Source organism: Streptomyces sp. NPDC049541, assembly GCF_044465725.1.
GTDB lineage: Bacteria > Actinomycetota > Actinomycetes > Streptomycetales > Streptomycetaceae > Streptomyces.
Window position 1 is genome coordinate 13170 of sequence record NZ_JBITLY010000016.1, and the last position, 13100, is coordinate 26269.

Below are 13100 nucleotides of genomic sequence, written 5' to 3' on the forward strand. Positions count from 1 at the left end.
CACAAAGACATAGCCTGCTGTCGACGGGGCGGTCTGGGTACGTGTGACCGCCTGCAGCCCCGCTCTACCCGCAGGAGCACCGTGGCAACTGGCCGAACTCACCGACCGGCGACCCGTAGCCGAGGGATTCCCGAGGCCACCGTCGCCAGGCTTCCGCTGTACCTCCGCGCCCTGACCGCACTGTCGGAGCGCTCGGTACCCACGGTCTCCTCCGAGGAGCTCGCGGCCGCGGCGGGGGTCAACTCCGCCAAGCTGCGCAAGGACTTCTCCTACCTGGGCTCGTACGGAACGCGCGGTGTCGGCTACGACGTCGAGTATCTCGTCTACCAGATCTCGCGTGAGCTCGGGCTCACCCAGGACTGGCCGGTTGTGATCGTCGGTATCGGTAACCTCGGCGCCGCTCTCGCCAACTACGGCGGGTTCGCCTCCCGTGGTTTCCGGGTCGCGGCCCTCATAGACGCCGATCCGGCGATGGCGGGCAAGCCCGTCGCGGGGATCCCCGTGCAGCACACCGATGACCTGGAAAAGATCATCGAGGACAACGGGGTGTCCATCGGCGTCATCGCCACCCCCGCAGGCGCCGCCCAGCAGGTCTGCGACCGGCTCGTGGCCGCCGGGGTCACCTCCATTCTGAACTTCGCGCCGACCGTGCTGTCCGTCCCGGACGGCGTGGACGTGCGGAAGGTGGATCTGTCGATCGAGCTGCAGATCCTCGCCTTCCACGAGCAGCGCAAGGCCGGCGAGGAGGCCGAGGCCGCGGGTCCCGACGGCTCGGGGCCCGTCGCCGCAGCCCGCCAGGAGTCCGCCGAGCAGGGGCCCGACGGGGACGTACCCGCCGTGATGCCGGCATGAGTCTCCTCGTCGTCGGGCTGAGTCACCGCAGCGCCCCGGTCAGCGTCCTGGAACGGGCCGCGCTGACCGCGGACGCCCAGGTCAAGCTGGTGCAGGACACGGTCGCCGCGGAGCCCGCCACCGAGGCCGCGGTGCTCGCGACCTGCAACCGCATCGAGCTGTACGCCGACGTCGACAAGTTCCACGCCGGTGTCGCCGAGCTGTCCACGCTGCTCGCTCAGCACAGCGGGGTCGGACTGGACGAGCTCACGCCCTATCTGTACGTCCACTACGAGGACCGGGCCGTTCACCATCTGTTCTCGGTGGCGTGCGGGCTCGACTCCATGGTCGTGGGGGAAGGGCAGATCCTCGGGCAGATCAAGGACTCGCTGGCCAGGGCGCAGGATCTGCACAGCGCCGGACGACTGCTGAACGATCTGTTCCAGCAGGCGCTGCGGGTCGGCAAGCGTGCGCACTCCGAGACCGGGATCGACCGGGCCGGGCAGTCGCTGGTCACCTTCGGGCTGGAGCAGCTGGCGGCCGGTGCGGATGTGCAGGCGTGGGCCCGGGGGAAGAAGGCACTGGTCATCGGGGCGGGGTCGATGTCCTCGCTGGCCGCTGCGACGCTGGCTCGGGCCGGGGTCGGTGAGATCGTGATCGCCAACCGGACGGGGGAGCGGGCCGAGCGGCTCGCCGAGATCTTGAACGAGGGCTCCGACCAGGGGGTCCTGGCTCGTGCCGTGCCGATGGGTGCGGTGTCGGGTGAGCTGACACGTGCCGATGTTGTGGTCTCTTGTACCGGGGCCACTGGGCTTGTGCTGTCCGCCGGGGCGGTTGCTACGGCGGTGCAGGACCGTGTGGTTGACCAGGTGCCGGATGCTGCTGCCGGCCGGGGGGCGGTCGCGCAACCCGGCGGGGGCGGGGTGCCGCCCGCGCCCACCCGTGCCGCCCTGGGCGGCACGATTGCCCGCGGACTTGCGACGGAAGCCGATGCCCGCGGCTTGGCGGAGCCCGAGGATGGGTGTCCGCTTGATCTTCCCGCTGTGCAGCAAGGGTTCTCCGTCATGGGGGAGGCTGCCGTTGCCGGGATGGATGCGGCGACCCTGGAGCAACATGCCGTCTGGGTGGACAACGGGGACGTCGACCGTCGTGAGGCGGCCCGGCGGGGGCCCGAGGCCGATGCCGAGCTGATCACCGCGCTGGCCGCCACCGTGGCCACGGTCGGGCGGATTCCGGAGCGCCGTAAGGCCGAGCCGGTCGTCGAGGCTCCGCGGCCCGCGCCCGTGCTGTTCCTTCTCGACCTCGCGATGCCCCGTGACATCGACGCGGCCGTGCACCGGCTGGCCGGGGTGCGGCTGGTCGACATCGAGTCGCTCGCCGAGGCCTCCGCGGACGCTCCGATGGCGGCCGACGTCGACCAGGTCCGCCGTATCGTCGCGGACGAGGTCGCGGCCTTCGGGGCGGCGCTCAGGGCCGCGCACATCACCCCCACCGTCGTGGCCCTGCGGACCATGGCCGCCGATGTCGTCGCGAACGAGATCGCGCGGCTCGAGGGGCGGCTGCCCGGGCTCGACGACAAGCACCGCAGCGAGATCACCCAGACCGTCAAGCGCGTCGTCGACAAGCTTCTGCACGCGCCGACCGTACGAGTCAAGCAGCTCGCGGCCGAACCGGGCGGAGCAGGGTACGCGGATGCCCTGAGGACCCTGTTCGACCTCGACCAGGAAGCGGTGGCCGCCGTCTCCCGGGCCGAGGGCGCCGACGATGAACCTGAGAACAGCAAGAACCGAGGGCCGGCATGAGTAGCAAGGCATGGAGACTGGGGACGAGGCGAAGCAGACTCGCCATGGCCCAGTCCGGGCAGGTGGCGGACGCCGTGAGCCAGGTGACCGGACGGCCCGTCGAGCTCGTCGAGATCACCACCTACGGCGACACCTCCCGCGAGCACCTCGCGCAGATCGGCGGCACGGGCGTGTTCGTCACGGCGCTGCGCGACGCGCTGCTGCGGGGTGAGGTCGACTTCGCGGTTCATTCGCTCAAGGACCTGCCCACCGCGCAGCCCGAGGAGCTGGCGCTCGCCGCGGTCCCGCGGCGCGAGGACCCGCGCGACGTGATCGTCGCTCGGGACGCGCTGAAGTTCACCGACCTGCCGCGCGGGGCGCGCATCGGTACGGGTTCGCCGCGTCGCACGGCGCAGCTGAACGCGTACGCGCGCAGCCACGGGCTGGACATCGAGACGGTCCCGATACGGGGGAACGTGGATACCCGGATCGGGTACGTGCGGGACGGTGAGCTGGACGCCGTCGTCCTCGCCGCCGCCGGACTCAACCGGATAGGCCGTAGCGATGAAGTGACCGACTTCCTGTCGGTCGACACCGTTCTGCCCGCCCCCGGCCAGGGGGCACTGGCGATCGAGTGCGCCGCGGACAACGCGGAGCTGATCGCCGCGCTCGGAGAACTCGACGACCCCTTCACCCGGGTCGCCGTGACCGCCGAGCGGTCACTGCTCGCCGCCCTGGAGGCCGGCTGCAGCGCCCCTGTGGGCGCACTGGCCGACCTTCTGGCCGACGGGCAGATTGTCAAGGAAATGCGCCTGCGGGGCGTCGTCGGTACCCCCGACGGCTCCCGCACGGTGCAGCTGTCCACCACCGGTCCCGTGCCCGAGACGTACGACCAAGCAATGGCGCTCGGCCGTGAACTCGCTGCCGAGATGCTTGCCCAGGGCGCGGCCGGTCTGATGGGGGAGCGAGCACATTGAGCCCCACCACCCTTCCCGCCGGCCTTGAACACGGGCACGTCACCTTCCTCGGTGCCGGACCCGGGGATCCGGGACTGCTGACTCTGCGCGCCGTGGAGGCGCTGGCGAACGCGGACGTCCTCGTCGCCGAGCACGACGTGCTCGACGTGGTGCGTCAGCACGCCAGACAAGGCGTCGCCGAGGTGCACACGGACGGGGGTCCTTCCTCGGACCCGCTTCCGGGCACGGGCACACCTCAGCTCGCGGTTGTTGACAGCTCGTCAACAACCGCTGGGGTCCCCGCGGTACGGGATGCCGCACATCTTGTCATGGAGGCCACGCGGGGCGGCAGGCGGGTCGTCCGTGCGGTGTCCGGGGACCCGGGACTCGATGCGTACGCCGCCGAGGAGATGCTCGCCTGCGCCGCCGCGGGCGTGCCCTTCGAGGTCGTGCCCGGTGTCGCCGCCGCCGTCGGCGTGCCCGCGTACGCCGGTGTTCCGCTGCGCGACGCCCAGGGCGCGGACGTGCGGTTCGTGGACGCCCGTACCGCCTCGGACCGGTGCTGGACGGAAGTGGGTGTCTCCGACGGGACGGTGGTCGTGTCGACGACCCTCGACTCCGTGGGCGCGGCCGCGGGCGAGCTGGTGTCGGCCGGCCGTAAGCCGGACACGCCGATCACCGTGACGGTGGCGGGGACGACCACGCGTCAGCGGACCTGGACGGCGACGCTGGGGAGCATCGCCCAGGTGCTGAAGCAGGCCAAGGTGCTGCCCTCGCCCGAGGGCGGGCGGCCGGTGATAGCCGTGGTCGGTGAGCGTTCCGCCGCCGCCCAGCGCGACCGGCTGTCGTGGTTCGAGTCCAAGCCGCTGTTCGGCTGGAAGGTTCTCGTGCCGCGTACGAAGGAGCAGGCGGCCTCGCTCTCCGACCAACTGCGGTCCTACGGGGCCGTACCGCACGAGGTGCCGACCATCGCTGTCGAGCCGCCGCGCACGCCCCAGCAGATGGAGCGGGCCGTGAAGGGGCTTGTCACCGGGCGGTACGAGTGGATCGCGTTCACCTCGGTCAACGCGGTGAAGGCGGTCCGGGAGAAGTTCGAGGAGTACGGGCTCGATGCCCGGGCGTTCGCGGGGATCAAGGTCGCCGCGGTGGGGGAGCAGACCGCGAAGGCGCTGGTCGCCTTCGGTGTGAAGCCGGATCTGGTGCCGAGCGGGGAGCAGTCCGCTGCGGGACTGCTGGAGGACTGGCCGCCGTACGACCCTGTTTTCGATCCGATCGACCGGGTGTTCCTGCCGCGGGCCGACATCGCCACGGAGACCCTGGTCGCCGGGCTGATCGAGCTCGGGTGGGAGGTCGACGACGTCACGGCCTACCGCACCGTGCGGGCATCGCCGCCGCCGGCCGAGACGCGGGAGGCGATCAAGGGAGGTGGGTTCGATGCGGTGCTGTTCACTTCGTCGTCCACCGTGCGGAACCTGGTGGGGATTGCCGGGAAGCCGCACAACGTGACCGTGATCGCGTGTATCGGGCCGGCCACCGCCAAGACCGCTGAGGAGCATGGGCTGCGGGTGGATGTGATGGCTCCGGAGCCGTCCGTGCACAAGTTGGCTGAGGCGCTTGCGGACTTCGGGCTGCGGCGGCGTGCTGCCGCGCTGGAGGCCGGGGATGCGGTTACTCGGCCGAGTGAGCGGCGGCCGGGGGCTCGGCGTCGTCGTACGACCTGAGGTGTGTGGGGGTGCGCGGCCCTGGGGGCTGCGCCCCCAGACCCCATCGGCCCCAAAGCCTCGTCCTCAAACGCCGGACGGGCTGATAGGTGCCTCTCAGGCCGGTTCAGAGGTCACCGTGTGGCCGAAGCGCAGCAAGTTGGCCGGGTCGTAGACCGACTTCGTCCTGCTCAGGCGGTCGTAGACCTCCTGCGTCCAGGCGCGGGCCCGGTCCTTCTCGTCGCCCGGGCGGCCGTGGAGGTTGACCATCGTGTGGCCGGTGCTCCACGGGGACATGGTGTGGTGGAGGGCCGTGGTGGCTGATTCCACGACGGCTGCGGTGTCCGGGTCGGGCAGGACGCCGACCGTTTCCAGGAGGTAGCTGGCGTCGCGGGCGCAGATGGCGTCCTCGACGGGGGCCGGACGGGCGAGTTCGCCGCCCATGTGGCGGAGTTCGATCAGCAGCAGCGGGAGGTCCGGGACGGCCGGGCCCGCCCGGTCCAGGAAAGCCGTCTGCGCGTCCGGGGGCAGCGCCCTGAGCAGGGTGCAGGCCTCTCGGGCGGGGAGCGGGTCGTGCGGGTCCAGGTAGATGCGGTCCATGGCGGCGTACGGCATGTCCTCCACCGTGTCGATGACGACGGGCGCGGCCGCGCGGACGCGGGTCAGGAGGCTCTCGCCCTCCTGCGGATCGCCGGTCCAGGCGAGGGCGACGCGGGCCCAGAAGCCGCCGCGCAGGGGCTCGGGGATCTGCGGGATCGGCGGCAGACGCAGGATCGTGTACGCGCTGCACATCTCGGTGGGCAGGGTGGTCGTCCAGTCGGTCCAGGTGCGCAGGACCGCCTCCGCGTGTTCGCCCGGGAAGTAGATGCCGCCGCCGAGGACCGAGGGCAGCGGGAGCAGTTCGAAGGTCAGCTCGGTGACCACCCCCACGTTGCCCTTGCCGCCGCGCAGGGCCCAGAAGAGGTCCGGTTCGGTGTCGGCGGTCACCGTGCGCAGGGTCGCGTCCGGGGTGACGACCTGGACGGAGCGGACCCGGTCGGCCGCGTAGCCGTAGGCCCGGCCGAGGACGGGCAGACCGCCGCCCAGGGTGTAGCCGACGACGCCCGCGTCCGAGGACGACCCGTTGAGCGGGGCGAGGCCGTGGGGGGCGGCCGCCGCCAGGACGTCGCGCCACCTCGCGCCCGCGGCGACCGTCGCGGTGCGTTCGGCCGGGTCGATCGTCACGTCGTTCATGCGGGTGGTGCTGATGAGCAGGCCGCCGTCGATCGGGAAGTTCGCGCCGTGGCCGGTGGCCTGGACCGCCACCGGCGTCCTGGTGGCCGCGGCCCAGCGCATCGCCGTCACGATGTCGTCGACGCCCGCCGCTCCGACCACGATGTCGGGATGGTGGAAGGCCGCCAGATTGAAGCCGGTGACCTCCGCCACATAGGCGTCGTCACCGGGCCGCAAAACCGGGCCGTGGATCTCGGACAGCGCGAACAGGTCCGGGGCCTGGTGCGGGGTGTGGTGGGTGGCGGTCATCTCGTCCTCCTCCTTCGCGCAGGCAGCAGCCGTGCGCGGCGAGGGGACGGGGGCCCGGTCCTTGCTCCTTGCTGCCTTCTCAGGATGGACCCGGCGGATGCGGGGTGCATCACGGGGTGCGAGCGGCTGCGCAGGCCCGACATACCGTCGGCAAAGGTGCCTGTGGGCCGGGCGTAGCGTAGGTGGCATGACGAAGTACGGATCCTTCCCCGGCACGCGGCCGCGGCGGCTGCGGACCACCCCCGTCATGCGGCGCATGGTCGCCGAGACCCGGCTGCACCCGGCGGACTTCATCCTCCCCGCCTTCGTGCGCGAGGGCGTCTCCGAGCCCGTGCCGATCTCCGCCATGCCCGGTGTCGTCCAGCACACGCGCGACAGCCTGAAGAAGGCCGCCGCCGAGGCGGTGGCCGCCGGAATCTCCGGGATCATGCTGTTCGGCGTGCCGGAGGAGGAGAAGAAGGACGCCCTCGGCACGCCCGGCACCGACCCGGACGGGATTCTGCAGGTCGCGATCCGCGATGTGCGGGCCGAGGTCGGGGACGACCTCCTGGTCATGTCCGATCTCTGTCTCGACGAGACGACCGATCACGGGCACTGCGGTGTGCTGGACGCCGAGGGGCGCGTCGACAATGACGCCACGCTCGAGCGGTACGCCGAGATGGCGCAGGTCCAGGCCGACGCGGGCGCCCATGTGGTGGGGCCCAGCGGGATGATGGACGGGCAGATCGGGGTCATCCGGGACGCGCTCGACCAGATCGGGCGGGAGGACGTCGCGATCCTCGCGTACACGGTGAAGTACGCCTCCGCGTTCTACGGGCCGTTCCGGGAGGCCGTCGGCTCCTCCCTGAAGGGGGACCGGAAGACCTACCAGCAGGATCCCGCCAATGTGCGGGAGGCCCTGCGGGAGTTGGCGCTCGACCTCGAAGAGGGCGCCGACATGGTGATGGTGAAGCCGGCCGGACCGTTCCTCGACATCCTCGCGCGGGTCGCGGACGCGGTGGACGTGCCGGTCGCCGCCTACCAGATCTCCGGCGAGTACTCGATGATCGAGGCCGCCGCCGAGAAGGGCTGGATCGACCGCGACCGGGCGATCCTGGAGACCCTGACCGGCATCAAGCGGGCGGGCGCGCAGAACATCCTCACGTACTGGGCGACCGAAGTGGCGGAAAAGTTGCGCTGATTCGCGCTACGGATGGGGATACGTCAGGCCTCGAATCGGCCACTGGCCGGCATCGGAATGCACTCGGTTCGGCAACGGAAGCAACTCGGATCCGTGAACCGAAGCCTCCTGTCCTGCGGTTGCCCGCCGTTCCCCGTGATCAGCGGCGGGTCCGGGGCCGATTCGCGGTAGATCTGTCTGAAAAGCGCTCAACCCTTGTGCCGTACACACCGAATTGACGAGTTCTCGTCAGTGTCCTTACCTTCTCGCCTGGCCTGATCCGTTCCGGATGGTCCGAACGTCGATCCCTGGGGGACACACATGAGCTGGTTCATCGAGGCGCTGAAGAAGTACGCGGTGTTCAGCGGGCGCGCGCGCCGCAAGGAGTACTGGATGTTCGTTCTGTTCACGGCGATCATCTACGCCGTCCTGCTCGGCGTCGGCCTCGCGATCAAGGCGCCGTACATCGCGATCGTCTTCTACGTCGCGATCCTGCTGCCCAGCCTGGCCGTCGGCGTCCGCCGGCTGCACGACACCGGCCGCTCCGGCTGGTGGCTCCTGTTCGGGATCGTCCCGATCGTCGGCGGTATCACCCTGCTGGTCTTCAGCTGCTCCGACAGCCAGCCGGGCGAGAACAAGTACGGCCCGAACCCGAAGGAAGCGGCTCTGGCCCACGCCTGATCCTGTGAGCGTCGAGGCCGTCCGGTCCATGACCGGGCGGCCTTTTCGCATGCAGTACGGCGGGAGCGCGCAGGGAGTGGTTCGTCGCCGGGCCCTCGTCCTTGAGGCCCTTCCCGTCCCTGCACCCCGTCAGCGCGAACGCGGCGAGTACCAGGGCGGTGGCGGCGAAGAGTCGGGGGCGACGGGCTCGGGCGGGCATGGTGGTACGTGCCTTCCGTGGGCGGTGGGCTGGGAGATTCCAGCCTGAGCGGTGATCGCCTTCGCACGCCACACTCTGCCGACGATTCGGGACGCCGAAGCCAGGGGATGGCCTCTGACCTGCGGGGATGTGGCGTCCCAAGGGTTCGGTACGGGACGCTTCGAGGGGCCGTCCGTATCGCGGAAACCTGCTTGTAGAGGGCACGTACATCCCTAGGCTGCGGTCACGAGCCGCCGTCACCGCAGCCGAAGGAGCCGCGCCATGACCGTCGCACCCGCCTTTGCCCCCGTCCCGCCGCTCGCCGCGCGGGCCCGGTCGATCGGCGGTTCGCCGGTACGGGACATCCTTGCCGTCACCGCCCGGCCCGAAGTGATCAACTTCGCGGGCGGGCTGCCGGCGCCACAGCTGTTCGACGCGCAGGGGGTCGCGGAGGCCTTCGGTTCGGTGCTCGCCCAGGCGTCCGCGCAGGCCTTGCAGTACTCCACGACGGAGGGCGAGCCGGCGCTGCGGGACGCGCTCGCCGCCCGGACGACGGCCCGCGGGCTGCCCACGGACGCCGACGACATCCTGGTCACCACCGGCTCGCAGCAGGCGCTGTCCCTGCTGGCCACGGCGCTGCTGGAGCCCGGGGACACCGTCCTCGTCGAAAGCCCCTGTTATCTCGCGGCACTTCAGGTGTTCGCGTTCGCGGGCGCGCGGGTGGTGGCCGTGCCCGGCGACGACGACGGTGTCGTCCCCGACGCGCTGGAGGAACTGGTGGTGCGGGAGCGGCCCAAGCTGCTGTACACCGTGCCGACGTTCCAGAACCCGACCGGGCGCACCATGCCGGCCGACCGCCGGGCCGCCGTCGCGGCCGTGGCCGCCCGCCGGGGGCTGTGGATCGTCGAGGACGACCCCTACGGCGAACTCCGCTTCGAGGGCGAGCGGGTGCCGTGGATCGCCTCGTACGAGGAGGCGGCGGACCGGACCGTGCTGCTCGGCTCGTTCTCCAAGGTCATGGCGCCGGGCCTCAGGCTCGGCTGGCTGCGGGCGCCCGGGGAACTGAGGCGCGCCTGTGTCGTCGCCAAGCAGGCCGCCGACCTGCACACGCCGACCCTCAACCAGCTGGCGGCGGCACGGTATCTGGCGGACCGTGACCTGGACGCCCATGTGGCGCGGGTCGCGGGTGTCTACCGCGAGCGCCGTGACGCCATGCTCGCAGGGCTGCCCGAGGCGCTTCCCGAGGGCTCGGCCTGGGCCCGGCCCGAGGGCGGCATGTTCCTCTGGGCCCGTCTCCCGGAGCCGTACGACACCACCGCGCTGCTGCCGCGGGTGGTGCGGCACGACGTGGCGTACGTCCCCGGCGCACCCTTCTACGCCGGTGACCCCGACCGCTCGACGCTGCGGCTGTGCTTTGTGACGCAGACGCCGGAGGAGATCCGCGAGGGGCTCAGGAGGCTGGGGGAGGGGCTGCGGGGCCAGGCCCTCCCGTTTGGATCACGCCCGTAACGCGGCTGGGAATGTGACGTTATCGAGGACGGCAGAAACGTCACATTTCGTACACGGAGGTCTCCAATGGTTCTCGCTGCTCTGCTCACCGGTGTGGCTCTCCTCCTTCACCACGCTCTCGGCGTCTGAAGACAGCCCTCACGCCGCGGCCGGTACCGGTGCGCCCACCACCGGACCCGGCCGCGGCGGACGGTCAGTCCCACCAGAAGTGCCAGGCCGGCTGGTCGAGGAGCTGCTGTTCGGCGTATGCGGCCAGGGTGGTGTCCGCGCCCTGCAGGAAGTTGTCCGGACAGAACGCGAAGTGCTCGGCGGCTACGGCCTCCGCCTCGGCGAGAGTGGTGGGCGGCGCTGCGACCGACACCGTCAGCTGGTCGAAGCCGAGCGCCACGACCCGTATGCCGAAGCGGTCCTCCCAGGAGCGGAGTACTGCGCAGAGCCGGGCCACGTCGTTCTCGTGGTTCGCGGGGCCCATCCAGCCGATCGCCGCGGGTATGTCGGCGCTGCGGCGGGCGGGGACCAGGGCGAGGCGGGGGTCCTTGAGGGGACCGCCGCCCTCGAGGAGGGAGTCTGCGACGGCGGAGGCGACGGACTCCGGATCCGCGTCGGCGGCCACGGGCCGTGCGGCGGCCGGGCCGGGCCAGTCGGCGCCGTCCTGCGCGCACTCGTACCAGAGTTCCTCCAGCACCTCCTCGGCGTCGTGATCCCCCGGGTAGGACATCTCGCCCGGTACCAACTCCCATTCCTCCGGCCCGCCGTGACCGGCACCGACATCGAGGACCACCGGGAGCAGCCCGGCCGCCGGTGCCGACTGCTGGAGCGCGGCCAGGGCACCGGGCACCGCCCGGCCGTCGGCCAGCCACAGCAACGGCTCGTGCCACGGCCCGTCGTCGGTCGCGTCGACCAGTGCGCCCGGCGGGAGCCCGAGGCCGAGGGACGCGAGACGCGGGAGGGGGTTGGGAAGAGTCGCCATGTCAGTGACTGTAGGCGGCCCCACTGACAATCCCCCCGGCGGCCGTCACCGCGAAACGGACGTGAAGCACTCCTCCCCGCGGCCCTTCGCCGGACGGAAACAGGTGCGGATGACGGTTCCGGGCCCGGTCACCGTCATCGGGGTGTAGACGAACTTGTCCGCGTCGACGGTGTTCTCGACCTCGGCGCCGCGGACCCGGCCGCCCGCCGTCACCTCGAGCCGGTCGCCGATCCGGGTGCCCCACATCCGGGCCCAGCTCGTCCCGCATTCCTTGCTGTGGCGCACTTCCAGCCAGGCGCCGGTGGCCGTGTGACGTGTGGCGAGGGTGTCCGGTGTGGCGGCGCAGAACATGGCCATCGGGCTCTTGCCCTCGCAGGACGAAGCCCGGCAGTGCGGACCGGGAGTGGAGGTGGTCGCGGCGGTCGGCCGGGGTTCGTGGCTCTGGCGGGGCAGCAGGAGCAGCGCGGCCGCGACGCCACCGGCGGCCACCGCACACACCGACGCGAGCACCGCCACGGTTGCCGCTCTGCGGTGGCCACCGCCCTTGTTGGCCTCCACCGGATCCGGAGGCGGCACGGGATCAGCGACCGGCGACGACGCCCGCCCCGTCGGCGTCGCCCGATCCGCCTGTGTCGCCCGCCCGCTCCACTCCGACTCCGCGATCTCCCACAGCGCAAGACACCGGCCCTCCGGTTCCCCGGCCAGCCGGCACAGCTCCTGCACCGCCGTGCGCGGCGGCAGTGTCCTGCCGTTGAGGTAGCGCTCCCAGGACGACTTGCTGAACGCCGTCTTCGCCGCGAGAGCCGCCAGGCTCAGACCCGTACGGGCTCGCAACTCCCGTAGCGCGGCGGCCAGTCGGACCAGTTCCGGGTTCATCCCCGCAGGGCCTTCCAGGTGTGCGGGCCGACGACACCGTCCACGTCGAGCCGCGCCTGCCGCTGGAAGGCCTTGACCGCGCCCTGCGTCAGCGGGCCGAACATGCCGTCGATACCGCCCGGCGAGATGCCCGCCCGGCGCAGCAGACACTGCACCTCGGCCACCGCGGGCCCGGAGTCGCCGTACCCCACCGTGGCGTTGTGCGTACGGCTGTTGCCCGCGTACCAGCGGCCGTCGACCTGCTTCACACGGCAGGTGTACGACGGTGCCGACACCCCCGCCGTCAAGGTGACCGTGGTCGTCGTCTGCTCCGCCCGGCCGCCGCCGTGGTCCGTCAGCCGCATCGTCACCAGCACCGCCGACGACACGGCCAGCACCAGGGCCACCGCCCCCGCGAGGAGCGCGACTCGCAACGAGCGTATGCCCCCGCCGCCGCGCCCCGCCGGCACGATCTCCGGCTCCGGTACGGCGGTCTCACCGACTGCCTTCTCCGGTACGTCGGTTCCGCCGCGTGGGTTCCCCCAAGCCTCGGCGGCGACTTCGTGCAGGGCGAGCAGCCGGGTCGGGTCGTCGCCGCCGATCCGGGCCAGCGCCTCCACGGCCTCCCGCGGCGGCAGCGAACGGCCGCCCAGATACCGCTCCCACGACTTCGGGCTGTACCCGGTCCGCGCCGCCAGCTGACGCATGCTCAGCCCGCTGTGGTCCTTCAGCCGGCGCAGGCGCACCAGTAACTGCCGTACGCGCGGATCGAGTTCTGCGGGCAGCGCTTTCCAACGCGACATGGTGTGGTCCCCCCACGCGTTCATGAACAGCGGCCGTGGTCAGTGGCCCCTGTACCCCGTGCCGCATTCTGCACCAGCATCCACAAGACCGCACCGGAACCTGCGCCCTGCACCCATACACAATCGGCCACCACCGGGCCACCGGCGGCCGACAGC

At 71.6% G+C, this 13100-nt stretch carries 11 protein-coding genes; 7 read left to right on the forward strand and 4 right to left on the reverse strand.

What is annotated here, in order from left to right; translation table 11 throughout:
• Positions 1-81: 81 nt before the first annotated feature.
• Genes ACIBW9_RS38375 through ACIBW9_RS38390 form a run of 4 tightly spaced genes read left to right on the forward strand, consistent with a single transcriptional unit; the run spans position 82 to position 5289 of the window.
• Positions 82-852, forward strand: coding sequence for a redox-sensing transcriptional repressor Rex (locus ACIBW9_RS38375; protein ID WP_389088843.1), 771 nt, complete (start codon positions 82-84; stop codon positions 850-852).
• The gene (locus ACIBW9_RS38380; protein WP_398962205.1) at positions 849-2633 is read left to right on the forward strand and encodes a glutamyl-tRNA reductase; all 1785 of its coding nucleotides are present in this window, start codon (positions 849-851) and stop codon (positions 2631-2633) included. Before ACIBW9_RS38375 ends, ACIBW9_RS38380 begins: the two co-directional genes overlap by 4 nt.
• Positions 2630-3589 carry a hydroxymethylbilane synthase gene (gene hemC, locus ACIBW9_RS38385; RefSeq protein ID WP_398962209.1) on the forward strand — a complete coding sequence of 320 codons (960 nt, stop codon included), beginning with the start codon at positions 2630-2632 and terminating at the stop codon, positions 3587-3589. Before ACIBW9_RS38380 ends, hemC begins: the two co-directional genes overlap by 4 nt.
• A complete protein-coding gene (locus tag ACIBW9_RS38390) occupies positions 3586-5289 on the forward strand; it encodes a uroporphyrinogen-III synthase (RefSeq protein WP_398962211.1) in 1704 nt (567 codons plus the stop codon). The genes hemC and ACIBW9_RS38390 overlap by 4 nt, the downstream gene beginning before the upstream one ends.
• Positions 5290-5385: 96 nt before the next feature.
• On the opposite strand, the gene ACIBW9_RS38395 is transcribed toward ACIBW9_RS38390, so the two are convergent.
• Positions 5386-6789 carry an FAD-binding oxidoreductase gene (locus tag ACIBW9_RS38395; RefSeq protein WP_398962214.1) on the reverse strand — a complete coding sequence of 468 codons (1404 nt, stop codon included), beginning with the start codon at positions 6787-6789 and terminating at the stop codon, positions 5386-5388.
• 187 nt (positions 6790-6976) lie between these two features.
• Here ACIBW9_RS38395 and hemB point away from each other — a divergent pair, with 187 nt between their 5' ends.
• From hemB to ACIBW9_RS38410, 3 genes are all read left to right on the forward strand, one after another.
• On the forward strand, positions 6977-7969 hold the full coding sequence (gene hemB / locus ACIBW9_RS38400; protein ID WP_398962217.1) for a porphobilinogen synthase: 993 nt from the start codon (positions 6977-6979) through the stop codon (positions 7967-7969).
• Positions 7970-8269: 300 nt separating this feature from the next.
• On the forward strand, positions 8270-8629 hold the full coding sequence (locus tag ACIBW9_RS38405; protein WP_398962220.1) for a DUF805 domain-containing protein: 360 nt from the start codon (positions 8270-8272) through the stop codon (positions 8627-8629).
• 460 nt (positions 8630-9089) lie between these two features.
• Entirely contained in the window at positions 9090-10316 is a 1227-nt protein-coding gene (locus ACIBW9_RS38410) for a PLP-dependent aminotransferase family protein (RefSeq protein WP_398962223.1), read from the forward strand.
• 193 nt (positions 10317-10509) lie between these two features.
• On the opposite strand, the gene ACIBW9_RS38415 is transcribed toward ACIBW9_RS38410, so the two are convergent.
• From ACIBW9_RS38415 to ACIBW9_RS38425, 3 genes are read right to left on the reverse strand one after another with little or no spacing between them, the layout of a single operon-like run.
• A complete protein-coding gene (locus ACIBW9_RS38415; protein ID WP_398962226.1) occupies positions 10510-11286 on the reverse strand; it encodes a DUF4253 domain-containing protein in 777 nt (258 codons plus the stop codon).
• A gap of 45 nt (positions 11287-11331) precedes the next feature.
• Positions 11332-12162 carry a helix-turn-helix domain-containing protein gene (locus ACIBW9_RS38420; protein WP_398962229.1) on the reverse strand — a complete coding sequence of 277 codons (831 nt, stop codon included), beginning with the start codon at positions 12160-12162 and terminating at the stop codon, positions 11332-11334.
• A complete protein-coding gene (locus ACIBW9_RS38425; RefSeq protein ID WP_398962232.1) occupies positions 12159-12944 on the reverse strand; it encodes a peptidoglycan-binding protein in 786 nt (261 codons plus the stop codon). Before ACIBW9_RS38425 ends, ACIBW9_RS38420 begins: the two co-directional genes overlap by 4 nt.
• Positions 12945-13100: the final 156 nt, after the last annotated feature.

Coding starts and splice junctions, on each gene's coding strand:
- ACIBW9_RS38395 (WP_398962214.1), bottom strand. CDS start 6,789: ATGACCGCCACCCACCACACCCCGCACCAGGCCCCGGACCTGTTCGCG.
- ACIBW9_RS38405 (WP_398962220.1), top strand. CDS start 8,270: ATGAGCTGGTTCATCGAGGCGCTGAAGAAGTACGCGGTGTTCAGCGGG.
- ACIBW9_RS38380 (WP_398962205.1), top strand. CDS start 849: ATGAGTCTCCTCGTCGTCGGGCTGAGTCACCGCAGCGCCCCGGTCAGC.
- hemC (WP_398962209.1), top strand. CDS start 2,630: ATGAGTAGCAAGGCATGGAGACTGGGGACGAGGCGAAGCAGACTCGCC.
- ACIBW9_RS38420 (WP_398962229.1), bottom strand. CDS start 12,162: ATGAACCCGGAACTGGTCCGACTGGCCGCCGCGCTACGGGAGTTGCGA.
- ACIBW9_RS38415 (WP_398962226.1), bottom strand. CDS start 11,286: ATGGCGACTCTTCCCAACCCCCTCCCGCGTCTCGCGTCCCTCGGCCTC.
- ACIBW9_RS38410 (WP_398962223.1), top strand. CDS start 9,090: ATGACCGTCGCACCCGCCTTTGCCCCCGTCCCGCCGCTCGCCGCGCGG.
- ACIBW9_RS38425 (WP_398962232.1), bottom strand. CDS start 12,944: ATGTCGCGTTGGAAAGCGCTGCCCGCAGAACTCGATCCGCGCGTACGG.
- hemB (WP_398962217.1), top strand. CDS start 6,977: ATGACGAAGTACGGATCCTTCCCCGGCACGCGGCCGCGGCGGCTGCGG.